Raw genomic sequence first — 26,682 nt, 5'->3', positions numbered from 1 at the left:
CAATCGATTTGAAACATATTTTAACTACACTATTGTTTTTGCAAACACTAGTCCTCATAGCCCAAAAGAACCCAAATAACACCATTAAGGGTACGGTACTTGATTACAATAACCACCCTGTTGAAATGGCGCAAATTGTTTTAAAAGAAATCAATAAAGGCACTCAAACTGACAAAAATGGGGAATTCTCTATTACCGATATAGCTCCTGGTACTTATACAATAGTAGTTACACTCTTAGGGTATACCACTCAAGAAAAAACTATTACTATAAATGAGAGTATAATTATAAATACAACGTTTACTCTCAAAGAAAACACATCCGACCTACAAGAAGTAAAGGTCTTTGGAAAAACCGAGACACAAAAACTCGAACAATCAGCGCAAGCAGTATCCGTAATAGAAACTCGCGAAGCAAAATTTAAAACTGCAGATTTAGGTGAAGTACTTGCCCAAACACAAGGTATAAGTGTAAGGCGAAATGGGGGTCTTGGATCTAAAACTAATTTTTCCTTGAATGGTTTAACGGGTAATCAAATTCGATTTTTTCTTGATGGAACACCCTTAGAATATCACGGTTACAACTTTGGGGTCTCTACTGTTCCAGTAAATTTAGTCGATCGGATTGAAGTTTATAAAGGTGTCGTTCCTATCGAATTTGGCACCGATGCTCTAGGTGGTGCTGTTAACTTAATTACTCCAAAAATACGCTCCGGTTTTCACGGCTCTTTTTCAAGTCAGGCCGGATCTTTTAGCACTTTTCGTGAATCTCTTGTTCTTTCTAATTATAATAAAGAAAGTGGCTTTTTTATTAAAGCAAATGGATTTTATGATTATTCAAAAAACAACTATAAAGTAGATGTAGATGTAGCCAACGATGCGGGTAAAATAAAAGAAGTAACTGTACCCAGATTTCATGATGCTTACGAAGGATATGGTCTGAATTTCGCAACAGGTTTTAAAGACAGATCTTGGGCTAAAGAATTGAGTCTCGAAGGGTTTTACACCAATTACACCAAAGAAATTCAACACAATCAATTAATGGTCGGTGCTCCGTATGGAGAAGTAATGACCTATCGAAAATCGGCTGGTACCATCTTAACCTATCGCAAAGATTTTGGTGAAGCTATTTTATTAGATGTCATTGCAGGTTATAATTACCGAGAGCGACAATTTTTAGACATCTCGGACTATGTTTATGATTGGTATGGAAACCGTATTGACGGTTCTGCCGGAAATAGTAGTGGTGAAATTTCAGAAGCCACAGGACCAAGTAACACTTACACTTGGAATAATGATGCTTTTTCACGCTTAAAAGCCTCATGGAAAATCAGTAATCGATACGCTTTAAGCTTTGTTTCCGCTCCAACTTATTCGACACAAACAGGAGATGACAAGATTATCGATGGTTATGATCCAGCCACAGCCAAAAGAGATTTGTTTACTTGGGTAAATGGTGCTGATTTTAAGATTAATGCTTATGATGAGCGATTAGAGAATATTCTTTTTGTGAAAAATTATTTTCAAAAAGTAAAATCAGAAGAAAAAATCACTTCTAATAATACCGTAGCAATCACAGAAAGAGACGTCAATTACTTTGGTTTTGGCGATGGATTCCGTTTTAAATTTTCAGAACAATTTTCTACCCGATTAACTTATGAGTATGCGATTCGGTTACCTCAAACCGACGAGTTGTTTGGTGACGGACAATTTGTACAAGGCAATATCGATTTAAAGCCAGAACGCAGTCATAATGTGAATTTTGAGCTTTTTTTACAGAATAAAGATAATTCATCAAGTAAATGGTTAGTGCAAACCAATGTTTTTCTGAGAAAAATTAGCGATCAAATCTTGTTTGTACCAAGTTTAGATCGTAATAATATCTATCAAAATGTATTTGCCGCTACCTCTACAGGACTCGAAGTTTCCGGAAAATGGACTTCTAAAAATGACAAATTAACATTTCAAATAAATAGTACTTATCAGCATTTTTACAACGATTCTGACGAAGGATTATTTGCTGCTTATAAAGGAGATCGCGTACCTAATCAGCCCTATCTTTTTGCTAATGCAGCCACCTCTTATTCTTTTAATCGTGTATTAGATATGGAGGACAAACTATCGCTTTTCCTGGATTCCAGATATGTTCATGAATTCTACAGAAGCTGGGAAAGTGCTTCAGTAAATCCATTTATTATTCCAAGTCAGCAATTATACAATATAGGAGCTGTCTATCACAACACTATTAAAAGTGTGAAATATGCAATAACAGCAGAATTGCAAAATTTCACCGATGAAAAGAATTATGATTTTTTCGGAGTGCAAAAACCTGGAAGATCATACAATATCAAATTAGTAACTCAATTTTAAAAACAATTATTAAATAACAATCCATTATGAAAACAAATCTTTTTTTTATGAAATATGCTGTCTTAGCAGCCATATTCTCAGTCTTTGCATTAACATCATGTAGTTCAGATGAATCTAAAAAAGAGGATCAAAAAGAAGGTACTAATCCAACAGTTATAGCAGCTGTTCGTGTAAATACGCCTGGAGGCAGGGTTTTTTATCTAGGTGCTTATGAAAAATTTCCTTCCACTCTTGATTATACTAATATGACAGAAATAGGACCAAGTGCAACTATCTATTCTTATGGGGAGCATCCTTATGTTTGGAATGGTACAGCCTTAACTTTGACTAAATACAATGTTAGTAATGATATGAAAATTTCGAGTTCAGATGTTTTCAGTGTCGCAAATACAGGTATAAAAGGTACTTTTGGACCTCCTGCTTTTGTATCTGAAACAGAAGCATATTTTTTCGCTTTAAATGAAGGGAAAATTATAAAGTTCAATCCAACCACTATGACTATAATAGAAACTTTGGCAGTAACGGCATTACCATTAAGTAATGATGCCGGTATAAAAACTTCTACTTATGCTAGTTATGTTACTTCTGCAGGGAAAATTATTCTGCCTGTAGGAGCAGCCCCAACAGATTTTAACAAGTTCCCGCAATATGCACAAATTGCTGTTTTCGATATAAAATCAAAAAGTGTTACCTATGTAAACGACTCACGTATGTCAATGGGTTATAATACTCTTGCAAAAGGAAATGATGGTAGTTTGTATTACAGACCTGCACGTGAAACAGCTCTTTCGTTAGATTATAGTACGGTAACGGGTAACCCTCCAACAGGTGGATTATTAAAAGTAAATCCTAATGGAACATTCGACGCTAACTTTTTTGTAGATTTAAAAGTGGCATTAAATGCACATTCAGTAAATGTAGTCGCTTATGTTCATGGAGATAAAGCACTTGCTCAGTATTTAGACAATACTTTCACACCTCCAACATTACCTGCTGATTGGTATAAAGCAGTAACAAAATTTGCAATTGTAGATTTGAAAACTTTAAAGACAGAACCTTTTACATCATTTGAAAAATATGGAACTGTATATTCAGTAGGTACAATTGATGGTAAAGAATATTATGGAAATATTACTGCTCCTGATGGTAAATTCAGTCTTTTGAAACAAAATGGCGCTACTGATTTCGAGGCTGTTTCTGAAGCTATTGGTGGAAGTTTGATATTTGTTGGAAAACTAAGATAATCATCATTATAATTACTTACGAAAAAACAAATTACAACTTAGTTCTCAATCAGAGTAAAGAAGTTGTCTTGGACAGCCCAAAGAAAAACAACAACGCCATTGGAATCCAATGGCGTTTTTTTTGCTAAAATTCTTCGCAAATTACTTTACTTAATTTTTTAGAATCAGATCCAAAAGTTGTGGGGAAGTAAAAATTAAGCATAAATCTGCGGCTGTTTTTTTCGCAACCAATTACACCAATTTTCACAAATAATCTTTGCCTTTGATTAAAAAAACTTGAACAGTTATTTTTATTTTCTTCTAAGAAAATCCGCAAACTATTTATTAGCGACTATTATTTTAGTACACTCTTAAAAATTACTAAAAAATTCTTCAAGAAATTAAGAAGTTTTTTTATGTCTTTAATTTTTTTAATATTGATTTACCGGCGAAAATTGTTTCTATATTAGTAGCGAGATAATTTCTGGTGTTTGTCACACTTATACCGCTTAAATTAAACGAATTAAGTTTACTATCAAGATTTATTACTTGTAAGCGTGACAGGATAGTGTGAAAAAGAAGCAACATTTTCATATAACCCAAAAAGAAATTAAATTAGCAACCCAAATCTTTAAAATGAAAAAAAAACTAATAACTCTTTTATTTGTATTTACTGTTGTAAATCTGTTCGGGCAAACGCCAACCGCAGCAACATCGGGTAAGACCGATCCTTCAGACACTAAGAATGATAAGGTTTTCAATAAAGCGATAAACCCGCTTAAAAAAGTTCCGTTATACGAAAATTCGATTCTGGTTCACGATTACGACGGTATTCTTTTTTCATTTGATTTAGATTCGGAACAAATTATCTGGACCGTAAAAGCCACGGATTCGCATACTGAAATGTGTGCCAATAAAATAACATTGCTGGATGGAGTTCTGTACGTTCCGTTTATAAACGGTGAAATTTTCGCCATTGACAACGAAACCGGAGCTATTTTTTGGAAGTCAAGATTAGGTAATATTACAGATCAGGTTGTACTAAAAGATCAAACTCCGATTATAAATAATGGACAACTGTATATAACGGCTCAAAATCAAGACCAAAGCAGTAACATTTATGCGCTTGATTTAAAAAATGGCAGTTTAATATGGACCTATAAGTTTGATACCCCAAACAATGACATTCCGGTACTCTTTTTTGATAATAAAGTTTTCGCCCAAAGTGCGTCTAATTTCTATTGTTTTGATGCAAATACAGGAAAAGTTCTTTACCAAAAAACCTTCGAGAAAGCAGTGGACGGAAAACCTGTTACAGATGGCGAAAATGTCTTTACAGCAAATGAAGAAGGTATACTTTTTGCCCTAAGCCCTAATAAAGCGGATGTTTTATGGCAATTTAAACTAGATGAAAATCAACATAATGTTAAAGAGCGCATCTTGTGCAAAGACAAAAAAGTATATTTTGCAGCTCAGGGCCCAACAGTTTCTTCTTTATACTCGTTAGATTCGAAAACAGGAACTCAGCTTTGGAAAACGGATTTTAAAGACGACAATATCCAATATATTACGGAGCAGGATGATAATATCTGGGGATATACCCGCAGGGGAAGACTTTTTCAATTAGACATCAATAATGGCGAAATAGCCTTCGAAATAAAATTAACCACCTTACCGATTTCAAATTTAGAATTCCCTATTGATGATTCCGTGTTTTATTATTGTGATGCCGGTTTGGTTCAATTTGATTTAAAAGAAAAAGACGAAAACATGACGTACATGCGAACTTCGATTAAAGAAGATGTATACAGTGCTTTTATAAAAATAATTCGATAAGAGAATAAAGAAATTGTCTCGATATCGAGCTCTTAAAACCAATAGTAAGTAATTGATTTCAAATTCAGATACTTTGCAAAAACTCCTTAATTATTTAAGGAGTTTTTTTTATTTCTGTAATGTAAAGTCTTTTAAATTAATCTTTCCACAAGAATTCCTTGCTTACAGGAAAACAATCCTGTTGCAGCCAAAATTAATACTAGTACCTTTTTTTTCATATTTTAAAGTGCTTAAATACGAATATCTATCCCTTGTCATTATTGATTTGGTTGCGCCCAATCAGAATTTCTAATTAACACTAAACCTTGAGCATAATCTGTTGTAGAAGAGGTTTCATCTGTAATTTTCATTCCCGAGAGTAGGCTAAACAATCCAAAGCTTTTAATCAGTCTTTTTGATTTTCTGTAGGGAGAATCGATTTGATTCAAGTCAAAAAAAGTATTTGTATTGTTCTTGGTTAGTTGTTTAAATTCATTAATACCGCTATGGTAAAGAAGAAATGGATTATCGCAAGTAATCCCTGATTTTGTATGCTCATTTTCACTTCGCAAAAAGAAAGGCAAAAATTTAGAAGGAGCAGACATATCGCTATCCAAATACCTTGAGATTATCGTATAAGTTTTATTCTTAAAATTTACATCTTCTTCAACCAAAGCACCAAAATCCTTTTTGCTATTTATTTCTTTTTGCAGTACATGAGCTTCTCCAAAATAGCCATAGATTTTTTCCTCTTTAAAATTATATCTTTCATATAAATATTTAAAGTTTAAATACATTGTACTTTCTCTTGACGATGTCGTGTAGTCAGCAAGATTTTTTTGAATAAATAAAACATCTTCCGCAATATCCTTATTTTTTATATTGCCATTTGAAATCATTTTCGGGAGTCTTTTTTTTGCCCATTTAAGAAATAACGCTTCATCGTTGGGAAAAACATCAGAAAGCCCTAATTCTTTCAATAGAATTTTCAAGTGCTTTTGAGTTAGTTTTAGATTTTGAATTTTATCTATTCCGTAAACTTTTATTTGTCGATCAGGGGAATTAGATTGATTTAGGTTGTAAATCTCAATCCATTTACGTTTATAGTCGCGATTGTGATGTCCATGATAAACAATCCAACTGTTTAAAACGGAATCAATAAGAGTTTCCTCTCCTGATTCTAAATATCGATTTAGAAAATAAGCCTGACTGAAATCAATTTCTGCCAAATGTATTTTCATTTCAACTTTACGATTTAAATATTTAATTAAACTGATGTCAATATCAATTGTCTCTTTTATTCCATGAAATTCTCCCAGTAAAATCAAGTCATTTTCAACTATATATTGGTCTAAATTAACAAACGATAAATCCTGATTTTGATGGACTGATTCGTATAATTTTTTATTGTTTTTCCAATACTCCAAAGTTTCTTTTCCCGAATTTTTATCATAAGTCTTTAAAGAAAAACTATAAATCAGACCCAAGACGAGAATACAAACAAGAAATTTAATTCCTTTTTTTAATACTTTTTTCAATTGTAATGTTTAGAATATATAAAACGTTTATACTAGAAATAAAATAACCATAACCCTTTAAAACCAACCTATTTAAGACTATAAGCTGTTGCTTTTACGAAGCTAATATAAGAAATATCTTCGCTAAAACTAATATTAAAGTCGCCCAAAAGGATTTGTCTGGAAGCAAGAAAAATTCAAACCGAAAAATAATTCGACAAAATCCGGAAAGCCGTAGTAAAAATCCAAACAGTAACTATACTTTAGCAAAAAACTTCGTTTAACAACCTATTACGTTTGTCAAACATCAGAACCTTGACAGCGTATAAAAAACTAACATTTAAATACAATGAAATTAAAACAAATGCTTTTCGGAATATTTATTTTAGGCTTTTTATCATTCAGTTGTATTGAAAAAAAGACATTTGAATTTATTTACCCCAAACAGAATGGAGTTAAAATAAGCTTATTGTCGGATCATTTTAAAAAATTCAACAAAGAATGGAGGGGTTCCGATTATTATTACTCCGCTGAAAAAGATGGATTTATATGCTCTGTTTTATTTTATAAACTTGACGAAGAAGAAAAACTTGCTCTGGTTGAAGTCCCTAAACTTGTACTTGGTAAAAAGTTTAAAGATGCAAACAAAGACTTTCCTGAAAACTCACCGGTATTTCCCTATTCCTATTTTAAAATTACTCCAATTTGAAAAGTATGGAAACAAATGATAAAAGTTGGGGCGAAATGACTGATGATTTTATGTTTAGAGAAAACGAAATCAACATTGAGGGAACTAAATTTACTCAAAAGCACATGTATGGATACGCCATGTTTGGCAATGATTTATTTGTAAATGTTCATCTCTCAAAAATGAATTGTACTGAAGAGGATATTGTGGAAATGAAAGAGATTTTGAATTCTCTAAGAAAAGAATCTAAATAAAAAAAAAGCATCTTTCCAACAACACTATAATTTCAAATCTTCAAAAATGCAGAAAAAAATACTCCTGTTATTGTTATTTAATTTCTTTTTCGGCGCGCTTGCTTTTTCTCAAAAATGCGATTGTGAAAAATACAATACGTTTATTGAACTTGCTAAAAAGGAAAATGCTGTTAAAAACTATAAAGAAGCCAATAAACTTTTTAAACAGGCTTTTGAAAATACGGATTTTGCATTGGGTACAGATTTGAATCTTGCCTTAAAAGTAGCAGACCAAACCGAAGACAAAATTTGGATGGAACAAATTGCAATAAAATTAGCAAAAGGAGGGATCCCGTTACTCTTTTTTAAAAAATTTGAAAACTATAAGTGGTACAAACAGTTCAACGAGCAATTTCCGGAATATCAAAAATTGTATAACGCTAATTTTGATTTAAATTTTAAAGCAGATCTCATTGACTTAGAGAAATTTGATAAAGAAATCAATACCCATTACCACCAGTGGAGAACAAAAGAGCACGATTATGCAATTGAAATACTAGTTTCTGAAATGAAAGCAGTTTCCTTAAGATTCCAAAATATGGTCGAGAAATACGGCTTCCCGACAGAAAGAAAAGTGGGTTATAACTATGTCAGAAAAAATATTGAAGATCTGCCAACAGCAATATTATTAACACATATTTACCAAAGAGGTGAATTACTCTACAAAGACCAGCTGAAAGAATTAGTCTGTAATGGAAATTTAAGTCCAGGTTACGCTCAACAGCTTCAAACTGTAAGAGGGTTTGGCAATAGTACCGGTATTGAACAAGAAATGGAAGTTAGAAAATTAAAATATAGAAAATAAAGAAGCTGCTAACAGTAACTCGATCAAATCGTCTTTTTATACCTTTATGCTTTAAGGGACAAAGAATTAAAGTGTAGAAGTTTAAATTTAAAAATCAGAATTAACCAAATAAAAACAATTATTTTTCATATTTTTAACAGTTAACTTGTAACATAACTAAGGTTTTACCATCTAATACCTCGTATTTAATAACCTTCTTAACAAATTGATTTATGGAAAATAATAGACGCGACTGGTTAAAAAAAATTAGTGTTGGTGTTGTTGGACTTGGACTCGTTCCGTTTGAAACATTTGCTTTACCCACAGATCATTTTCCTGAAAAAGAAAGCAAAGACACTCCTGTTAGATTAAGTTCAAACGAAAACCCTTATGGCCCGTCTAAAGCCGCAAAAACAGCCATGATCGAAAGCATAACTTTAAGCAACAGATACGGTTGGGAGCTTTCATCCGAATTGGTCAATTTATTAGGAGTAAAAAACAAGGTGAACCTCAACAATATTTTAATTAGCGCAGGTTCAACTGAAATTTTAGATTTAGTAGGCCAATTTGCAGCTTTACAAAAAGGCAATCTTGTTATTGCAGACCCAAGTTACGGATATTGGACGGATACTGCCGAAAAATTAGGGCTAACCAAAATCAAAGTTCCATTAACAGCAGACAAAAAAATTGATCTTCCTAAAATGCTAAGTTCAATTACTGCTGACACAAAGTTGGTTTACATCTGTAATCCAAACAATCCAACCGGAACCATTTGCGAAAGAAACGATTTAATACAATTCATATCTCAGGCCTCTAAAAACTCCATTGTTTTAGTCGATGAAGCCTATATTGATTTTACTGATCAAGAATCGGTAAGTCACCTGGTCCTTGAAAATAAAAATGTAATAATTGCCAAAACTTTCTCAAAAGTATACGGATTAGCAGGCGCAAGAATAGGGTATGCCATTGCCAATTCGAGTACAATTGAAAAACTAAGTGAACTCCAAACCTGGGCTAATGGAGCTGTTAGCGTTGTTTCAACAGCAGCGGCGATAGCATCATTAAAAGACGAAAATTTTGTAAACGAAACAAAAGCATTAAATCAGAAAACCAGAGATTATACCATTGCGGAGTTAGAGAAATTAAATATTTCTTGCATTCACTCGAATTCCAATTTTATTTATTTCTCTTTAAAAAATTATAGAAAAGACTTTTTTCATCAATTAGAAATCAATAATATAATCGGTACCAAAATTTACGAAGAGGAGGGGAAGTGGTCCAGAATTACAATTGGCAAAAAGGAAGAAATGCAAAAATTCATTGCTTCTTTACAATAAATAAGACAAAAATAACATTTCCAGTTTAAGCTCTACCAGATTAAACAGGAATATTTAATTTATCTATAATCAATAAACTGCACAATCTCCTCAACTGTGCGATCCGGTTGATCTTCCTGAATATAGGTTCGCGCGTTTGCAATTTCGACAAGTTTTGCATTTGGGAAAACAGCTTTTAAATTTTCGCCTAATTTTAAGGGAAAAAGTTTGAAATCCTGATTTCCCCAAAGTATCAACACCGGTTTTTCGAAGGTTCGCAATTTCCGAGCGGCTTCGATGGTATATTTTGGAGACCACGCTTTGGCAGCACTTGCAAAATTAGCTCTGACTCCTTTATCGCGAATAAAATTATTTAAGTATAAATTTGATAATTCCTCATCTGTTACTTTTAAAGATAACAATCCCATAATCAAATCCTTTTTCAGCAAAAATTTTAAAGAAAAGACACGACTTAACAAAAAAGTAAAACCCGGAACTCTCACGGCGTATTTTAGATATGTAAACTTCGCAGGCGGGAAAACAGCAAGGACTTCACAATTTGAAAACACCATTTTCGATACTTTTTCAGGAAAAAGTGAAGCAAAAATCTGCACATAGGCACCCCCCGTATCATTTGAAACTACAATAATTTCATTGATACCAAGATATTCCAGAAATTCATTGAGTAACATAGCAATTCCAATTGGTGTTAAATCAACATTGTCTGCTACCGCTAAATAATTCCCTCCAAGAGGCAAATCAATGGCAATACATCTATAATTTTGACTTAGAATTGGAATAACTTTCCTCCAGGTATTGGCATTAGATAAGGCACCGTGAACAAATAAAACCGGAATCCCATTTCCTTCATCAATGTATTGAATACCTCCTTTAATTTTTGCAGTATGTCTTTCGAAGACTGGCTTTAACGTATGATCAACTATATGAGGTTCCTTAGCTTCAGTTGATAAATTGAAATCTGTGGTTGCTGTCATTTGTATACTCTATTGGTTTAGTTTATACAAAGATGGCTTGAAGTAACCTGTTAAGAAATAGACAAATGTCTTCAAATTAAGTGCCATTACGCAACCTGCTTAAATGCCTTGGAGAAATACCTAAAAAAGAAGAGAGGTGTTTTAACGGAATGAATTTGATATATTTTGAATGGTTGGCTGCTAGTATTTCATAGCGCTCCTTAGCGGTTTGTTTTTGAAAGGAGATCGTTCTGTTTTCCTGATCAATATAGTGCTGTTCGGTTAGCCTCCTGCCTAAATTTTGCCATTCAAAACTATCCGCGTATAAAGAATATAACGCTTCTCTTTCCAGAATGATTAGTTCTGTATCGCATAATGCCTGGATATTTTCATAAGTTGCTTCTTGTGTTATAAAACTTGAATAAGCAGTAGTTAATTCATTTTCAAATGCGATACATTTAGTCGTTTCTTTCCCTTCAATATTACTATAATAGGATCTTAAAATACCACTTTTAATTAGCACTAGTTCAGTACATATTGCACCCTCTTTAATGAAGTACTCCTTCTTTTTTAAGAATTTTGTTTTAGTGATACCCTCTAATTTTTGAAGTTCAGTATCCGAAAGTAATTGCAAAGATTTTAGAAATTGTATCAACTGTATCGTTTTAAAATATTAACTCTGTTTTAACCCGTTGGCTGCAATGAATTTTAACGCACAAAAACATCCTTAATAAAACCTAAAAAGAACGTTTTGTATAGACTAAATAGCAAAATTCCCTATCAAAATTACATAAAATTAATACAGGAAACTGGAGTAGATTAAAATTCCATTTTTTAATCTATAAAAATACCAACTCAGCATCCTTTGTTAATCAAGATCCGGTAAACAAATCTGATCTCACTACTTGAGAGCTGGAGAGCACAATTTACATATTCATCCATAAACTAAATAAACACACTTATAAGTTTGATTTAAACAAAATTAGTCTGTTTGATAATTTCGCTCTGTAAATGCAATTATCGTAATAATAAAGAGTGTTTTGTTCTTTCCATAGTTTGTAAAACTGTAAATCTTAAGAAAGAACACTATTCAAAGTTAAAATGACACGACACAATCCAAATACTCTTACACCATACCAAAAAAGTTAACTGGTATTTGTAACGTATGCTAATTGCAGCTTAAACCCGAAGTGAGGAAATTTCGAAGAAAACCACTCGAAATCTAAATCTTGTTTCAAATGCTTATGAACTTGTATAAATTACGCTATCTTTTATTTTCTATTTTATTCGCCACTACTGCTTCTTACAGCCAGGTAACTTACGAGTTTTGTATGACGGGTAAGTATGGAAAAACTATTGTTTTGGACTTTAAAATTCACAACAATACTTCAGCTCCAATTACAGATTATGACTTTACTTTTAATTGGAAAGGTGTCTCAAATATTACAGTGTGGTCGGGATTAGACGTCATTCAAAATGGAGACAAGGGAGTAGTTGAATTAAAAAAAACAACCTTTGGAAATGCTCTTCCCGCTGGCACAACTACATACAGTGTCACAATGGATTATGAATTAGGGATGTTTCCACCTGACGAAGGCATTTTAAACGGCAATCCTATTACAGGCATAAGCTGTTATACACCTCCTGCACATGAGAACTTTAAATGTGAAAGGAATTTTAGTGCTGCCTGTACGGTAAAACCAGTTGGCCCGAATGCTCAGGAAATACGAATAGGTGAAGGATCCGTTTTTGCCTGGAATGCTCCAATACAGGTTTATATTCCCGAGAATCGGAAAGGTTGGGCTATTGCGATGGCGGTGTCCCATTCTTTATTTACGAACCTAATGGGATTTGATGCAATGAGTATCAATGCATACTTTGCTACTGCTATTCAGGAATCACAAGCAAGCTGTGAAGGAAGTCAGCTTATTGCCCCAAATTGGGTTACAAAGACATACCCCCATAATGACATCAATGCTCCTTTGTATTGTTATGATGCCAGTGGCGCTGTAGCTGTAGGGTATTTTCAACAAGAAATGGGAGGGAGCTGGACAGAGTTAAATACAAGCTATCCCTGTTTTATTCCGCAAATTGATAAAAAAAGTTTTATAGGTACCCCAAATACAGGCTCCAGTTTTGAATTTCAATCGATTGTGAAAGCCTATCATGATTATCGAAATGTAGCGTATTGGCAATATGTTAAATGTTGGAATCCAATTGACTTTTTAAAAAAATCAAACGATCCTTATGCCACTGTCAAAATAATTGGCATGGCTTATAATCAAGGTATGAATCATTCCTCATTTGAAGATCTTTTTGATAAAGACCGTTCAGCTGCTATCAGTGCAACAAACCTAATGGATCGAATTTCTCCATCTACACCTGCTGCAACCAATCGGCTTTATGCGGAACAAACCAACCGATTAACAAAAGTACTGGACAACAAAGTTGCTGACATCAATTGGACAGATGCCGCTGTTTTTGGCATCACCAATAAAGCAGCACATAGTTTCAGAGGCTATTACGACGCTCCATTTGCGTGGAATGACGTAGAGGAATACATAAAAAAAATAACGCCTTTTTACGCTTCTTTTGGTGTACAGGAACAAAACTTTATAAATACTATTAAACCTGTTTTTGATGGAATTAATGGAGGAAATCCTATTTCTTTTAGGTATCAAATGTCAGCTGTAATAGAAGCAATAGTAACCTTTCTACCAGCTTTTGATCCTAAAAAAGGACTGGCTGAAGTATATGGTGGATCTGGCGCTAACAGCTGTTTTGCACCTACCGCTAGAATGGAAGGTTTTAATGCCACTTGTGGAAAAGAATTATCCTTAAAAGTTTATTTCTCCGGCAAAGCTCCTTATACATTCAGTTATAAAAAAACAGCCGTATCTCCGGAGATTAGTTTTCCGGATGTGACCACTTCGCAAAATCCGTATACCATACAATCAGTCAAAGAAGGCAGCTATGCACTTACTGCTGTGACAGATGCCGTTAGCGCTGGCGAAGTCGTATGTAGCCCAATAGAATTAAAATATATTGGAGCTGTAGCAACTGCAAAATTAGTTAAATATGGAGGGAATTATTGTACTGGAAAAGGCTCTGGGATTCAGATTGAAATAACAAGTACGGAGTCAGGCCCTTTTATCCTCGAATATGAGATAAACGGAATATCGCAGCCTTCTGTAACCGCAACTACCAGCCCGTATACTCTTATTACAGCACCCGCTTCAAATGGAATTTATCGATTGACGAAAATCTCTGTTGCCGGATGCACTACTATATTAGACGATAAACTTACTATAACTACAACAGCAGCCAATCCGGTACTGAATGCTACACTTTCTAAATATGCAGCCTCACCATCTTCTGGAGTAGGCCCCGGTGTCCAGATTGAAATAAAAAGTACTGAAACCGGTCCTTTTTTAATCGAGTATGAATTAAACGGAGTGCCGCAACCTACCGTAACAGCAAATAGTAGTCCTTACATTCTTATCCCTTCACCGGCTCCGGAAGGTACGTATCATTTGACAAAGATTTCCGCTTCAGGTTGTGATGCTTTATTAAACAACAGCCTTGTTATACCCCCAATGGCTGCCGGATCAAACTTGAGTGCTAAACTTGTTGCCTATGGCGCATCTATTTGTGCAGGTATCGGACCGGGTGTTATAGTTGAAATAAAAAGTACCAAGCCAGGCCCCTTTACAATAGAATACGAGATAAATGGAGTATCGCAACCTGCAACAACTATAAATAACAGTCCACACATACTTTTCAAATCACCAGCACCAATCGGTATTTATAGACTAACAAAAATTACTGCAGCAGGATTTGATACCGTATTAGATGAATCTCTAGATATCAATTCCAATGTAGCTACTCCGGATATAGTACTTTCTAAGGTTGACAGATCGACTTGTCAGGGAACAGGCACTGACATTCAGATTGAAATAAAAAGCACTGAACCGGGACCTTATATAGTTGAATACAAACTAAACGGAATTTCGCAACCTCGGGTAACAATAACTAACACCCCACAGATCCTCGTTTCGTCTGCATCTATTGGTACCTACAAAATAACCAAAATTTTTATCTCGAATTGTACCTTTTCAATTAATAAAACTCTCATTATTGCTAAAAATAGCGGACTACCAACAGTTAAAATAGAAGGTAATTTCTTTTTCTGTTATCCGTATAAAACCGTTTTAAAGGCTGTAGCAAATTCATCATCAACACAAATTAAATCGTATCAATGGAAAAAAAATAATACAATTATTACTAATGCCAATAGTGATGCTTATATAGCAGACCAAATAGGGGAGTATACCGTTATGATTACAGACCAAAATGGTTGTGTGCTTACAGCGCCAATTGTCAAAGTAGAAGAGAAATGCAATAAGGCCATTTCAGATCCCGATCCGCTAACATTAGATTATCCAAAGTTTTTTACGCCAAATAATGATGGACAAAACGACACCTGGCACATCAAAAACTTTGATAATTTTAAAAATCCCGAAATAAGAATTTTTGACCGTTATGGTAAATTTATAATTCAATTGTCACAAGATTCTAATGGATGGGACGGTACCTTCAACAACAGTCCTCTTACGGCCACAGATTATTGGTTTACAATAACGTACACTGATAAGAATGATCCATTGGCACGAAAAACGCTGTACGGGCACTTTTCACTGAAACGTTAAAACACTTTCTTAAGTCACTATTCTAAAGAGCAGCACCGTATTTGCAACAAAATGACTGCTTTATTTGCAACCCTATTTTCTAAAACTACTGTCTTAGTAGTGAATAAAATTTAAAATAAAACTTGAATGATGTATTCACGATTTGTCTCTTATATTGCCCTTCTACTGATCACTACACATTGCTTTTCGCAAGAAGGAATTCCAATCTACTCTGATTATTTATCCGACAATTACTATCTCATTCACCCTTCAATGGCGGGAGCAGCCAATTGCGATAAAATAAGATTAACCATTCGCAACCAATGGTTCGGTCACGAGGACGCTCCTGCATTTCAGACCTTGAGTTACAATACCCGATTTGATGAAAAATCGGCTGGAGGAATTATTCTTTTTAACGATAAAAATGGATACTATTCTCAAAAAGGAATCCAACTTACTTATGCACATCACATTATGTTTTCAAGGGATGCTATTGATTTGAATCAACTCTCTTTCGGAATAAGTGGCGGTATCACGCAAAGCCAGTTAGATGAAACTCACTTTCTGGATTCCGGTGTTACAGATCCGATTATTAAAGGAAACATCGAAAGCGAAACGCATGTCAATTTTGATATCGGAACTTCCTATAATTATCTGGATATGTATGTTCATCTGACTGCAAAAAATGTTTTGGAAACCAAACAAAATAAGGATTCAAATCATGAAACAAGCAACCTAAGAAAATATCTTTTTAGTACAGGTTACATTTTTGGCAATTCAGATTGGTTATCATGGGAACCTTCTGTTATGTTTCAATTTACTGAAATAACAAAAGAAAAGACACTTGATGTAAATTTGAAAACGTACAAGAATTTTAGTGAAGGAATGCTGTGGGCCGGTTTGTCTTATCGCACCGATTTAGATGCCCAGCACCCGGTAAGTGGCACTTCAAAACAAAAATTACAATATTTGACACCTATTATCGGTATAAATTATAAAAACTTCCTGTTTGCCTACACGTATTCTTCCGTTTTTGGTAGTGCCAAATTTGACAATGGCGCTTATCATCAGCTTACATTAGGGATGAATTTAGCTTGTAGAAAGGAGAAGTACGATTGTAATTGTCCCGCTGTAAACTAAGACTTTACAGCTTTGGCGAAGTGTAACACAAAGACGATCTAAAAATAAAACGAAAGTGTTAGCAATAAAGAAGAAAAACCTATCTCAGTAGTCTTTGACTCGATATAAAAACCTCCGAATTCATTTGATTCTGGAGGTTTTTTATATGTGAAATAACATCATTAAACCAATAATCGCCCACGAAAACCTCTCGCTGCATAATAAGAATCAGCGCCATTGTGGTAGACAAAAACAGTATTGTAACGAAAATCAGAAAAAAGAGCACCACCAAGCTTTCGGATATCTGGAGGAGTTACAATCCAGCTGGATGTTTTGGCATCAAATTTCCCAAGTTTTTGCAGGTCACGGTATTGTTCTTCGGTTAGGATTTCAATTCCCATTTCAGCTGCTTTATTAATAGCACTGTCTTTTGGTTTATGCTCTTTACGTTTTTCCAAAGCTTCATGGTCATAGCAAAAGCTTCTGCGACCTTTTGGACTTTCTACTGAACAATCCACAAAAATGTATTGATCGGTCTCTTTATTGTACCCCACAACATCCGGTTCCCCTTCAGTTCTTTCCATTTCATCCAATGACCAAATTTTGTCCGGATTAGCTTCTAATTTGGCTTGAATTTTATGCCATTCAAGACCTTCGTGGCGTTTGCTGTTATTCTCAAAGCGAGCTTCTAATACACTAAGCAACTGATCCTGTTGCTCAGCAGATAATTGGTTCTTTTTACTACTCATGTTACTTCGTTTTGTTTTTTTATGATCTTAAATGTCTTTTAATCCTTTTCCTTTCAGGATTTGGGGCATCGCTTTTTCTATTCGTACTTCTCTGGTTTTAGATTGTTTGGGTTGCGAAAAATAGAGCAAATACCCTCTTTGTCTTCCGGGAGTTAAAGCTTCAAAAGCCGTTTTTAAATCCGGAAGTTCTTCCAGTTTTTTCTGAAATTCTTCGGCAACGGCAAATTCTGTCGTTTTTTTAAAGGTGACTTGCAAACCGGCTCTTTCTATTTCAATTGCTTCATAAATATAAGCTTTAAGAGTCGCCTTTATCGCAGTAATGTCAGCTGTATTTGTGAATCGAATCTGGCGTGTGGCTTGCGTATTTTCCGATTGTTGAGTAAGAATGTTTGCCGTGTCTTTTAATAGAGCACCTTTAAAAAACAGAAAAGCACAATATTCTTTAAAAGCATGTATCAATACGATGTTGTTCCCTTTATACGTATAACACGGGGAATCCCATTTTAGTTCTTCGGTCAACTGGCAATCAAGAGCAATATTTCTTAATTGCTCCTGTTCTTCCTGCCATTTTTTAGCTTCATCAAAATAAAAATCAACGTTTGGATTCATACCAATTGAATTTTAAAACTAATTACACAATTGCTTTTCGCCCTGCCGGTCTGAAATACCAGGATACGACTGTCAGTACAATCAATAAAACCGGACCAAAAAGTTCTTTGGCACTATCACCACAGTATAAATGAGAAAAAACCGCTCCCGACATCGCAAAGAAAAAGCCCGCATAAGCCCATTCTTTCAACAGAGGAAATTTAGGAATCAGAATTGCAATCACACCCAAAATTTTCCAAACTCCCAAAAGAATTAAGAAATAGAGCGGATACCCCAGACGTTGTATCATTTCTGCTTCTTCTTTCATTTGTATCAATTGTACGATTCCTGTTGCAGTCATTCCCAAAGCAAGCCAAAGTGTGGCAACCCAATAGATAATTTTGTTTTTCTTAGTCATAATTATTTTAGTTTAGTTGGTTAACAATATCCTGTAATCTGTTGTGCGCCATATTGATTCCCTGGGCAAAAGGCAATTTCAGCATTTGATCTCTCAGCGCCACCGATTTGTAAATAATTTGCATCGTAAGCCTGCTGGTAGAATCCGTAATTTTTTCGAATTCTAAAAACTCTAACTGAGGAGGGAAGGGGCTGTTTTCCATTTCAAACGTACGTGTAATCCTCTCGTCAGGAAAAAACTCCTGAATTACGCCATTGGCCTGAAATACAACATTTCCTTTTGGGTCACTCGTTTCAAATTGCCAGCTGCCGTGTTTTCTATTTTCGAGCTTTATCACTTTTGTTCCCATCCATTGTGCTACAATTTCAGGTTCGATATACGCTTTAAAAAGCAATTCAAGCGGCAAATCGAATTCTCTCGTAATTAGTAGTTCCTGCTTGCCGTCTTCCGCATTAATTTTTGTCTTTCTTTCCATGATGTTTATTTTTTATAATTTTTCATGATGTCTTCTAATTTATTAAAACGTTCATCCCACATTTTTCTGAAGGGTTCAATGAAGTTGTCAATTTCCTTAATTTTCTCAGCGTTTAAGTGATAATGAATTTCTCTTCCACTTTGTGTCTGATGCAGCAACTCACATTCGTTAAGAATTTGAATGTGTTTTGAAATCGTTTGTCTTGAGGAATCAAAATTGGCTGCTATCGCTCCTGGAGTCATTGCCTGTGCAGCAACCAAACTTAGTATGGCTCTACGGGTCGGGTCGGCTATTGCCTGAAATACATCTCTTCTAATTTCCATTGCGCAGTTATTTGACTGCAAATATAGTGCAGTTATTTGACTGCGCAAATATTTTCGGACTTTTTTTTATTCTTTTTTCAAAATAACATCCTTAAGAACAGCAAACTAAAGGAATTCTCATTTACAAAAAAAGGATTATCTAAACTGTTTGGGTTTCAGGTTTTGTGCGGCCAATACTGCAATTTCATTGATCCGATTTTGCCTTGTTTCCGGTCTTTTAGCAGAAACTACCCAATACAGCAGCATCTTTTTTACAGACTTACTTAAACTCGTAAAATATTCTTTTGCGCCGGCATTCGCTTCAAAAGCCGCTAACAAATCTTCGGGAACATGCAATTCTTCTACCTGATCCAGAATAGTCCAGGAACCATTCTGTTTTGCTCTTTCCACACTTTCAAGACCGGCCTCAGTCATAAGTCCTTCTGCAACGAGGCGTTCAATTTTTGCCTTGTTGATCTTAGACCAATTACTGGAAGGTTTGCGTCTGGTAAAAAACTGGATGAATTTATCCGAATCTACCGATTTTCGGGTACTGTCAATCCACCCAAAACACAGCGCTTCATCAACAGCATCGCTCCAGGTAATGGTGGGTACATTGGCCTGTTTTTTATAACATACAAGCCAGATGGACTGCTTTACATTATGATTTTCTATCAGCCATGCTCTCCAGTCCTGGCTACTGGCGGGGTAAAAAGTTTCAATATCCTGCATTTGGTTTAGTAGTTAAATGGTATTTATTTAGATTAATCGATTAATTACAAAATGGGTATTTTTTTTGCCACGAATTACTCGAATCTTCGCGAATTGTTCTTTTGCCACTGATTAAAAAGATTCGCACTGATTATTTTTTACGCAAATTCAGCAGATAATAAAAGAAACACTGCTGCGAAAATCCGCTTAATCCGCTAGATCTGCGTGCTATTTTATTTTATCAGTACCAATCCTAACATCATTCTGGTAAACGGCAAAAAAAACCCCTTGAAGTAAGGAGTTTTTTCTTTTGCTGTTGTATTGGGTGTTCAGATCAAGCTGAACTTATATTTTTTTAAGCGTCAATTTCATTTCTTTACTGTCTAATATCAATTGATCTTCTGTTATAGTACTTTCGCACGGATATGGAGTTCCTGTTTCGTCTTTTATGACTAAACTTTTCCCGCCTTTTGTCAAAGCATATGTCCCATCTGTTATTTCACTTTGCAAATATCCGGTTACATGTCCGTCTTTAGTAAACGTTAGATTCCCTTGTGTTAAAATTACATTTTTAGCTGAATCAGAAAGAGGCATTTTAGCTTCAACGGCAGTAATTTTCCAAGAATTAACCAGTTTGTTTCGACCTTTGCACGAAATCATTAATACGGCTAATAGTGTAATTCCTAAGATAAGTAATTTAGATTTTCTCATGGTTTTTGATTAATAAGTTAAACAGGAAACAAGTTACAAAAAAAATAAGTTCAAAATACTTAGAATCAATTATTTAAAAAAAGTTAGCTATATCTGGAGTTTTGTTATTAAAAGTTTAGGTTTAATTATCGTTCTATATTAAAAAGTAATAAATCACTAATCCGGCTAATTATTCCTACAAATGCGTTAGTTCAAAGTTAAAGCCCCAAGAATCTCTTCATACATAAAAGGGCCACCTGGATATTTGGCTGTATAATCTAAATTCAACCATACCTGACCACGTTCGTCGATGTGATAATGCAACTTTTGCTTGTAACTTTCCTTAACAAAAAGCACGTTTTTGATCAAATAATTGACTTTTTCCAAATCGATCAATGAACCAATTAAGATTTCGGGATAAATATGTCCCTTGGTATGAATCAATCGCGGAGTTCCTCCAATCGAACGTATTGCAGCAGCCATCAATATTGAATGATCATCACAATCACCCGAAAAATATTCTAAAGATTCACTGGCTGTGGCAATATAATCTCCTTCTTTAGGATCGTTTACATAGTTCCATCGACTGTTAATCTCTTTAAAAACGGCAAAACACTGAATCGTTGTTCTGTAGTCGGCATAGCCTTTTATGCCTTTAAAATGCTTCGTTGTCGCCATAACAGCAAAATTCCGAACTTTCGGATTCTGATATTCTATGGCATTTATAATTTTAGATTTGTTAGGAAACGGAAGCAATTTTGCCACGATAATATCCTGCGGAAAAGGATTATCCGACATGGTGTAAATCATCGAGTTATAATCTTCCGAAATCTCTGTAAAGCCATAATTACCAATTACGGTTCCGTAAAACAAAACCAGTAAATAAAGCGCAATGCAAATGATTATTATGGTTCGCAAAAGCATCAGCAGAAAGAAAATTGCTGCAAAAACAACTATAAACAACAATACACGATCTAAATTAAAAGGCCATTTTAAATCGATGAAATTTTGATGCATAATGATAAAAATCGGAACGGTAATCAGCACACTCAACAGCATAATAATAATCCTGTCCCAAGGTGATTTCACCTGTAGCTTGGATTTTAACTGCGGAAAGTCGATTTTCGGGAATTTTATCATAAGAATCAAAAGCAGTTTTTTATAGTGCTTTTACCATTTCTACAAAAGTACTTTTTTTCTCAATAATTCCGAGATCAAATAATTGATTTTGAATTTTATTGAAGGCTTTTTCATCCAATTGTTTTTGGGACCATTGCGTAAGTTGCAACCAATCCTGAATGTCCTCGATTTTTTGATTAAAAAGTTCCGATAATGTCTGGTCTATATTTGGGATTTGTTTAAAATCGTAAGTTGTTTTATTAATGATTTCCAGCACTTTTTGAACTGTTTTAGAATTCTTTCTCAAAAACTCATCGCGAACCGTAATTACAAAAGAAGGCCATGGAGTAGGGCAGTCGCCAATTCTTCTGAAAATTCCCTGGTCTACCAGAGGCTTAGTCATAAAATGCTCCCACATAAAATAGTCCGCTGTTCCATTTGTTAAAGCTTCTACAGCACCATCGATCGTATTTACAATTTCAAATTTTAGATCATCGGTTTGCCAGCCTTGCTCATTTGCGTTTACATAAGCCATAAGCTGCGATCCTGAACCCAATCTGGAAATAGCGGCTTTTTTATTTTTAAGGTCTTTTAGCTCCTGAAAATCTGATTTGGCTGCTACGTGAATTCCCCAAATCAAAGGAGATTGCACATAAATCTGAACTATTTTACTAGGATTTCCGGCTGCAATATCTTTTACAATTCCTTCAGTCAGAATAACGGCAATATCTGCCTCCTCATCGCGAAGCATTTGACACATTTTGCCAGTCCCTTCCGGGATATTTTTCCATTGCAAATCAATATTTTCTGCTTCAAACTCCCCACTTTCAATACACAATTGCCAAGGCAGATTGAAGTGTTCCGGAACACCTACTATTTTTACAGTTTTCATTATAATCAAAGTTAAATTGGGTATGCGTATGCTAATTTTAGTACTTCAGGCTTGATTGTACTAGTTTTTTAATAAATCGGCTCTGTGTTTTTCTGAAAGACAAGGCTCTGCAAATTCTATGACAGAAAGTGTTTCGTATTCACTCAACAAACTTTTGACAATAGCATAATCGATATCCCTCACTATTTCAACAGCAAAAAAGGTGTCATTTAAGCCTTCAGACAAACAATGAATTGCTTTTAATTTCTCTCTGATAATTTCTTTATCAAAATCTTTGTCTAAAATTACAACCTGCACAATTGAATTCCCAGAACTTTGCAATGTTTTTTTGTAAACCAAACGTTCTTCAGTTGTATCGTACTCTGCATAGAAAAGATCATCCGTTGCAATTAAAGGCCCAAAAAAAGGAATATTATCCAGTTTAAAGTGTCCTTTCTCCAAGTCGATGATTTCAGCCCACATAGTCTCTACAATGGTATCCTCCAGATAATCACTGTAATATCTGAACAAGATTTTTTTATGCGTATTTTCCATTATTCAATTTCGTTTATTTCTGCTTTTAATGGTGAGATGACGATGCGATACCCATCAGGGTCCTGAAACATTTTTCCATTCTCGTTCCAAAAAGGATTACTTGCCGTTATACTTACTATATTATGATTTAAAAGTCTATTTGTTAATTCAATGTAAGCAAGAATAGTTTCCGGATAAAGCACAATAACATCATCTTCATCAAAGACATGTTTGGCTTTTGTCTCCGATTGTGTAAACTCAAAGTGCCAGTCCAAACCTGCTTTTCCGATAAAAACACCATCATAATTATTGTGATTTTGAAAACCGCCCAAGCGTTCAAACCCCAGAATATTAACATAAAAATGCTCTATTTTCTCCAGATTGTCGGTATGTCGCGCTACTCGTAAAGTCATAATTATACTTTAATAATTTTATCTTAAAACAAAGACTTAATCTTTAATCTGTTTGATATGATGCTCTAAATGTTCCACATAATCAGTCATTAAAAATCTTAAATCAATAACAGATTCATCTGCTAATATGATTTTATACGCTAAAGCTTCTTCATTAACACTCTTAAATAGTCTGATGATTTGCTTATTTAAAGAAAGCCAAAGCTGTATCAATTCCGGAAAATCCATCTCCTGATACTGGTTTATAACAACGAGATTATGCTGTTGATACGGTCGATGATAATACGGTTGTTCCAGATAATCTATTTCTGTAAAACGTACCAGATTATGAATCGCAGAATCTGTCAAATGGCCTAAAATCTCTTTTTTCGACCATTTTCCAGTTCTTTTTGCCTCTAAAATTGAAATGTCAATTGTTGGAAAATAAACAGCACTTTCGCCAAGCAATTGTTCAAATTTAAGAATTGTATCCTGCATTTAGATCGTGCTTGAAAGTTTGTTTAGTGTGTAAGTAATCAATTCATCCACCGCTTTATACGGATCTTCACTAAAAGTTCCGGATGCACGATTGGCAATAATGGCATTTAAAGACAAAGCATTATGTCCTAAAAGAGCCGAAAGTCCATAAATAGCAGCCGTTTCCATTTCTAAATTGGTAATTCGGTGGTCATTAAAGTTGAAATTATCCATTTTAGCGTTTAATTCCTCGTCTTGAATATTCAAACGCAAAACACGTCCCTGTGGGCCATAAAAACCACCTGCAGTAGCCGTAATTCCTTTGAATATTCGATCTGATTCGATCACTTTTTCTAATGCTTCCGAACAAGGAATCACATAAGGTCTTCCTTTTCTGTTATCCCAATTCGTATGCGCTATAAAAGCATCCTCAAGCGCAACATTTGTAACTTCATCAATTAAATAGGAGCGAAGCATATTGTCCAATCCTAACCCGAATTTTGACATTACAAAGCTGTCTACAGGAATATCGGCTTGTAAAGAACCCGAAGTTCCAATTCTGATGATGTTTAATGAAGTTAGCTTCTCTTTTGGCTGACGCGTTTCGAGATCGATATTTACTAAAGCGTCTAATTCATTCAGAACAATGTCAATATTGTCCGGACCAATTCCGGTTGACATTACAGAAATTCTTTTCCCTTTGTAGATTCCGGTTTGGGTTTTAAATTCTCTTTTTTGAGTTGAAAATTCAATTGAATCAAAAAATTGAGTGATCTTTTCAACTCTGTTTTGGTCGCCAACAAAAATTATATCGTTAGCTATGTGTTCTGGACGAAGGTTTAAGTGGTAAACGCTTCCATCCGGATTTAATATTAATTCTGATGCTTGTATCATTCTTCTTTAAGTTTCTGAGGTTCTGAGCTACTAAGTTTCTGAGGCTCTTAGTCTCTGAGTTATTTTTGTTTCACGTTTTAGGTTTCAGGTTGTGTGACCTGAAATAAAGCTCCATAAGTTGGAATTTGGAATTTATCCCGATTACAATTAGTATTGGAATTTAGCCCCCGACTCTTTTGGTTTTAAAGCCTTTTTCTTTTAGAATTGTCATAATCTTGTCGCGATAATCTCCCTGTATAATGATAGAGGCATCTTTGAAAGTACCGCCAACACTCAGTTTGGTCTTGATTTCTTTCGCCAGAATTTTAAAGTCTTCATCGCTTCCTTCGTAACCTTCGATTATGGTCGTAGCTTTTCCTTTTCGTTTTTCAAATTTGCAAATCATGGGCTCTTTTTGAATATAAAGCACATGATCCTCTTCCTGAACTTCTTCAGGCTCATTTGATTCGATATGATCCGGAAATAAATTCTTTAATTGATCTTGTAAATCCATAATATTTTTATTCTAAAAGGTAAATTCCAAAATTGTTTGTTTAAAAATTAAATTCCAAATCCCAAGTTTTGATAGTTTTGGAATTTGGAATTTAAAAAATGGAGATTTAAATGTTTTATTTTTTTATTAAACCTAAATCTACCAGACGTTCATACAGATAATCACCTGCAGTAATGTCTTCAAATTTCTTAGGATTCTCTGCATCAATACAGTTTTCTAAACAATCCAGACGCATATCGCTTACAGGATGCATAAAAAACGGAATTGAAAAACGAGAAGTTCCCCATAATTCTCTCGGTGGATTTACCACTTGATGAATCGTTGATTTTAATTTGTTATTGGTGTGTCTTGACAACATATCTCCAACATTGATTACCAATTGATCGTCTTCAGCGATAGCATCAATCCATTCGCCATCGTGATTTTGAACTTGTAATCCTTTTCCCTGAGCCCCCATCAAAAGGGTAATCAGGTTGATATCACCATGAGCTGCAGCACGAATAGCATTTTCAGGCTCAGTAGTAATTGGTGGGTAATGAATAGGTCTTAAAATTGAATTTCCGTCTTTTGCATACTGATCAAAATAAAATTCATCTAAACCTAAATGCAAAGCCAGCGCTCTCAATACATAAACACCTGTTTTCTCAAGCATTTGGTACGCTTCTTTACCCACAACATTAAAACGTGGTAATTCTTTTACTTCTACATTGTCCGGATATTCCGAAGCGTATTTGGAATCTTGGTCAACATATTGACCAAAGTGCCAAAATTCTTTTAAATCTCCCTCTTTACGTCCTTTAGCATGCTCTTTTCCAAAAGAAACATAACCTCTTTGTCCGCCAATTCCGGGAATTTCATAATTATGCTTAGTTTCTACTGGTAAGGCGAAAAATTTTCGAATTTCGCCATAAAGTTCGTCTACCAACTGATCATCAAGAAAATGACCTTTTAGGGCTACGAAGCCAATGTTTTCAAATGCACTGCCGATTTCATTTACAAATTTTTGTTTACGTTTCGGGTCGTCCGAAAGGAAATCACGTAAGTCTACACTAGGAATGTTTTGCATACTTTACATTTTTTATTAAAAGATAAAAGACTATAGAAAGGTCTTTCAGTAACAAAGGTATATAATATTTTATATTTGAATTTTAAATTTTACTATAAAATTGATTTTTAGAACAAT

At 34.5% G+C, this 26,682-nt stretch carries 27 protein-coding genes; 9 read left to right on the top strand and 18 right to left on the bottom strand.

Going from position 1 to position 26,682, the window contains the following annotated elements; genetic code table 11:
- Positions 1 to 8: 8 nt before the first annotated feature.
- The 3 genes from ACHRV5_RS00845 to ACHRV5_RS00835 all read left to right on the top strand — a co-directional run bounded on the left by ACHRV5_RS00845 (position 9) and on the right by ACHRV5_RS00835 (position 5,428).
- Positions 9 to 2,369, top strand: a complete 2,361-nt coding sequence (locus ACHRV5_RS00845) for a TonB-dependent receptor domain-containing protein (RefSeq protein ID WP_395425394.1) — start codon at positions 9 to 11, stop codon at positions 2,367 to 2,369.
- A gap of 26 nt (positions 2,370 to 2,395) precedes the next feature.
- Complete coding sequence (locus ACHRV5_RS00840) at positions 2,396 to 3,613, top strand: hypothetical protein (protein ID WP_395425393.1); 1,218 nt, start codon at positions 2,396 to 2,398, stop codon at positions 3,611 to 3,613.
- A gap of 615 nt (positions 3,614 to 4,228) precedes the next feature.
- The gene (locus ACHRV5_RS00835) at positions 4,229 to 5,428 is read left to right on the top strand and encodes a PQQ-binding-like beta-propeller repeat protein (RefSeq protein ID WP_395425392.1); all 1,200 of its coding nucleotides are present in this window, start codon (positions 4,229 to 4,231) and stop codon (positions 5,426 to 5,428) included.
- A 257-nt stretch (positions 5,429 to 5,685) separates the two neighbouring features.
- On the opposite strand, the gene ACHRV5_RS00830 is transcribed toward ACHRV5_RS00835, so the two are convergent.
- A complete protein-coding gene (locus ACHRV5_RS00830; protein WP_395425391.1) occupies positions 5,686 to 6,945 on the bottom strand; it encodes a hypothetical protein in 1,260 nt (419 codons plus the stop codon).
- Positions 6,946 to 7,273: 328 nt separating this feature from the next.
- Here ACHRV5_RS00830 and ACHRV5_RS00825 point away from each other — a divergent pair, with 328 nt between their 5' ends.
- The 4 genes from ACHRV5_RS00825 to ACHRV5_RS00810 all read left to right on the top strand — a co-directional run bounded on the left by ACHRV5_RS00825 (position 7,274) and on the right by ACHRV5_RS00810 (position 10,026).
- Positions 7,274 to 7,633, top strand: a complete 360-nt coding sequence (locus ACHRV5_RS00825) for a hypothetical protein (RefSeq protein WP_395425390.1) — start codon at positions 7,274 to 7,276, stop codon at positions 7,631 to 7,633.
- 5 nt (positions 7,634 to 7,638) lie between these two features.
- Positions 7,639 to 7,866, top strand: a complete 228-nt coding sequence (locus ACHRV5_RS00820) for a hypothetical protein (RefSeq protein WP_395425389.1) — start codon at positions 7,639 to 7,641, stop codon at positions 7,864 to 7,866.
- A gap of 46 nt (positions 7,867 to 7,912) precedes the next feature.
- On the top strand, positions 7,913 to 8,710 hold the full coding sequence (locus ACHRV5_RS00815) for a hypothetical protein (protein ID WP_047775188.1): 798 nt from the start codon (positions 7,913 to 7,915) through the stop codon (positions 8,708 to 8,710).
- 212 nt (positions 8,711 to 8,922) lie between these two features.
- Positions 8,923 to 10,026, top strand: coding sequence for a pyridoxal phosphate-dependent aminotransferase (locus tag ACHRV5_RS00810; protein ID WP_395425388.1), 1,104 nt, complete (start codon positions 8,923 to 8,925; stop codon positions 10,024 to 10,026).
- Between the two features lie 59 nt (positions 10,027 to 10,085).
- On the opposite strand, the gene ACHRV5_RS00805 is transcribed toward ACHRV5_RS00810, so the two are convergent.
- On the bottom strand, positions 10,086 to 11,000 hold the full coding sequence (locus ACHRV5_RS00805; RefSeq protein WP_395425387.1) for an alpha/beta fold hydrolase: 915 nt from the start codon (positions 10,998 to 11,000) through the stop codon (positions 10,086 to 10,088).
- Positions 11,001 to 11,076: 76 nt separating this feature from the next.
- Positions 11,077 to 11,634: a Crp/Fnr family transcriptional regulator gene (locus ACHRV5_RS00800; RefSeq protein WP_395425386.1), complete on the bottom strand. Its 558-nt coding sequence runs from the start codon at positions 11,632 to 11,634 to the stop codon at positions 11,077 to 11,079.
- Positions 11,635 to 12,223: 589 nt separating this feature from the next.
- Here ACHRV5_RS00800 and ACHRV5_RS00795 point away from each other — a divergent pair.
- The gene (locus ACHRV5_RS00795; RefSeq protein WP_395425385.1) at positions 12,224 to 15,688 is read left to right on the top strand and encodes a T9SS type B sorting domain-containing protein; all 3,465 of its coding nucleotides are present in this window, start codon (positions 12,224 to 12,226) and stop codon (positions 15,686 to 15,688) included.
- A 129-nt stretch (positions 15,689 to 15,817) separates the two neighbouring features.
- The gene (locus ACHRV5_RS00790; RefSeq protein WP_395425832.1) at positions 15,818 to 16,807 is read left to right on the top strand and encodes a type IX secretion system membrane protein PorP/SprF; all 990 of its coding nucleotides are present in this window, start codon (positions 15,818 to 15,820) and stop codon (positions 16,805 to 16,807) included.
- Between the two features lie 161 nt (positions 16,808 to 16,968).
- Here the strand turns inward: ACHRV5_RS00790 and ACHRV5_RS00785 are convergent, their stop codons facing one another.
- From ACHRV5_RS00785 to ACHRV5_RS00715, 15 genes are all read right to left on the bottom strand, one after another.
- Complete coding sequence (locus tag ACHRV5_RS00785; RefSeq protein WP_395425384.1) at positions 16,969 to 17,535, bottom strand: DUF4256 domain-containing protein; 567 nt, start codon at positions 17,533 to 17,535, stop codon at positions 16,969 to 16,971.
- Between the two features lie 27 nt (positions 17,536 to 17,562).
- Positions 17,563 to 18,144, bottom strand: a complete 582-nt coding sequence (locus ACHRV5_RS00780) for a YdeI family protein (protein WP_395425383.1) — start codon at positions 18,142 to 18,144, stop codon at positions 17,563 to 17,565.
- 22 nt (positions 18,145 to 18,166) lie between these two features.
- A complete protein-coding gene (locus ACHRV5_RS00775) occupies positions 18,167 to 18,541 on the bottom strand; it encodes a DoxX family protein (RefSeq protein ID WP_395425382.1) in 375 nt (124 codons plus the stop codon).
- Positions 18,542 to 18,548: 7 nt separating this feature from the next.
- On the bottom strand, positions 18,549 to 19,016 hold the full coding sequence (locus tag ACHRV5_RS00770) for an SRPBCC domain-containing protein (protein WP_395425381.1): 468 nt from the start codon (positions 19,014 to 19,016) through the stop codon (positions 18,549 to 18,551).
- Positions 19,017 to 19,021: 5 nt separating this feature from the next.
- Positions 19,022 to 19,339, bottom strand: coding sequence for an ArsR/SmtB family transcription factor (locus tag ACHRV5_RS00765; RefSeq protein WP_395425380.1), 318 nt, complete (start codon positions 19,337 to 19,339; stop codon positions 19,022 to 19,024).
- A gap of 135 nt (positions 19,340 to 19,474) precedes the next feature.
- Positions 19,475 to 20,050: a YdeI family protein gene (locus ACHRV5_RS00760; protein WP_395425379.1), complete on the bottom strand. Its 576-nt coding sequence runs from the start codon at positions 20,048 to 20,050 to the stop codon at positions 19,475 to 19,477.
- Positions 20,051 to 20,374: 324 nt separating this feature from the next.
- Positions 20,375 to 20,740 carry a hypothetical protein gene (locus tag ACHRV5_RS00755; RefSeq protein ID WP_047775167.1) on the bottom strand — a complete coding sequence of 122 codons (366 nt, stop codon included), beginning with the start codon at positions 20,738 to 20,740 and terminating at the stop codon, positions 20,375 to 20,377.
- 186 nt (positions 20,741 to 20,926) lie between these two features.
- Positions 20,927 to 21,859: a transglutaminase gene (locus ACHRV5_RS00750; RefSeq protein WP_395425378.1), complete on the bottom strand. Its 933-nt coding sequence runs from the start codon at positions 21,857 to 21,859 to the stop codon at positions 20,927 to 20,929.
- A 19-nt stretch (positions 21,860 to 21,878) separates the two neighbouring features.
- Positions 21,879 to 22,730 carry a substrate-binding domain-containing protein gene (locus ACHRV5_RS00745; RefSeq protein ID WP_395425377.1) on the bottom strand — a complete coding sequence of 284 codons (852 nt, stop codon included), beginning with the start codon at positions 22,728 to 22,730 and terminating at the stop codon, positions 21,879 to 21,881.
- A 60-nt stretch (positions 22,731 to 22,790) separates the two neighbouring features.
- On the bottom strand, positions 22,791 to 23,264 hold the full coding sequence (locus tag ACHRV5_RS00740) for a DUF4265 domain-containing protein (RefSeq protein WP_047775161.1): 474 nt from the start codon (positions 23,262 to 23,264) through the stop codon (positions 22,791 to 22,793).
- Positions 23,264 to 23,656, bottom strand: coding sequence for a VOC family protein (locus tag ACHRV5_RS00735; RefSeq protein ID WP_395425376.1), 393 nt, complete (start codon positions 23,654 to 23,656; stop codon positions 23,264 to 23,266). Before ACHRV5_RS00735 ends, ACHRV5_RS00740 begins: the two co-directional genes overlap by 1 nt.
- A gap of 36 nt (positions 23,657 to 23,692) precedes the next feature.
- Positions 23,693 to 24,133, bottom strand: a complete 441-nt coding sequence (locus ACHRV5_RS00730; RefSeq protein WP_395425375.1) for a DinB family protein — start codon at positions 24,131 to 24,133, stop codon at positions 23,693 to 23,695.
- On the bottom strand, positions 24,134 to 25,006 hold the full coding sequence (locus ACHRV5_RS00725; RefSeq protein ID WP_047775155.1) for a nucleoside phosphorylase: 873 nt from the start codon (positions 25,004 to 25,006) through the stop codon (positions 24,134 to 24,136). It abuts the gene before it with no gap.
- A gap of 160 nt (positions 25,007 to 25,166) precedes the next feature.
- Positions 25,167 to 25,499 carry a translation initiation factor gene (locus ACHRV5_RS00720; RefSeq protein ID WP_395425374.1) on the bottom strand — a complete coding sequence of 111 codons (333 nt, stop codon included), beginning with the start codon at positions 25,497 to 25,499 and terminating at the stop codon, positions 25,167 to 25,169.
- 115 nt (positions 25,500 to 25,614) lie between these two features.
- Positions 25,615 to 26,565, bottom strand: coding sequence for an isopenicillin N synthase family oxygenase (locus tag ACHRV5_RS00715; RefSeq protein ID WP_047775151.1), 951 nt, complete (start codon positions 26,563 to 26,565; stop codon positions 25,615 to 25,617).
- Between the last annotated feature and the right edge of the window lie 117 nt (positions 26,566 to 26,682).

The sequence above is a fragment of the Flavobacterium sp. FlaQc-52 genome, from assembly GCF_044007495.1.
GTDB classification, from domain to species: Bacteria; Bacteroidota; Bacteroidia; order Flavobacteriales; family Flavobacteriaceae; genus Flavobacterium; species Flavobacterium cupriresistens.
The sequence above is the reverse complement of the archived record's forward strand: the minus strand, read 5'-3'. Positions and strand labels throughout refer to the sequence as shown.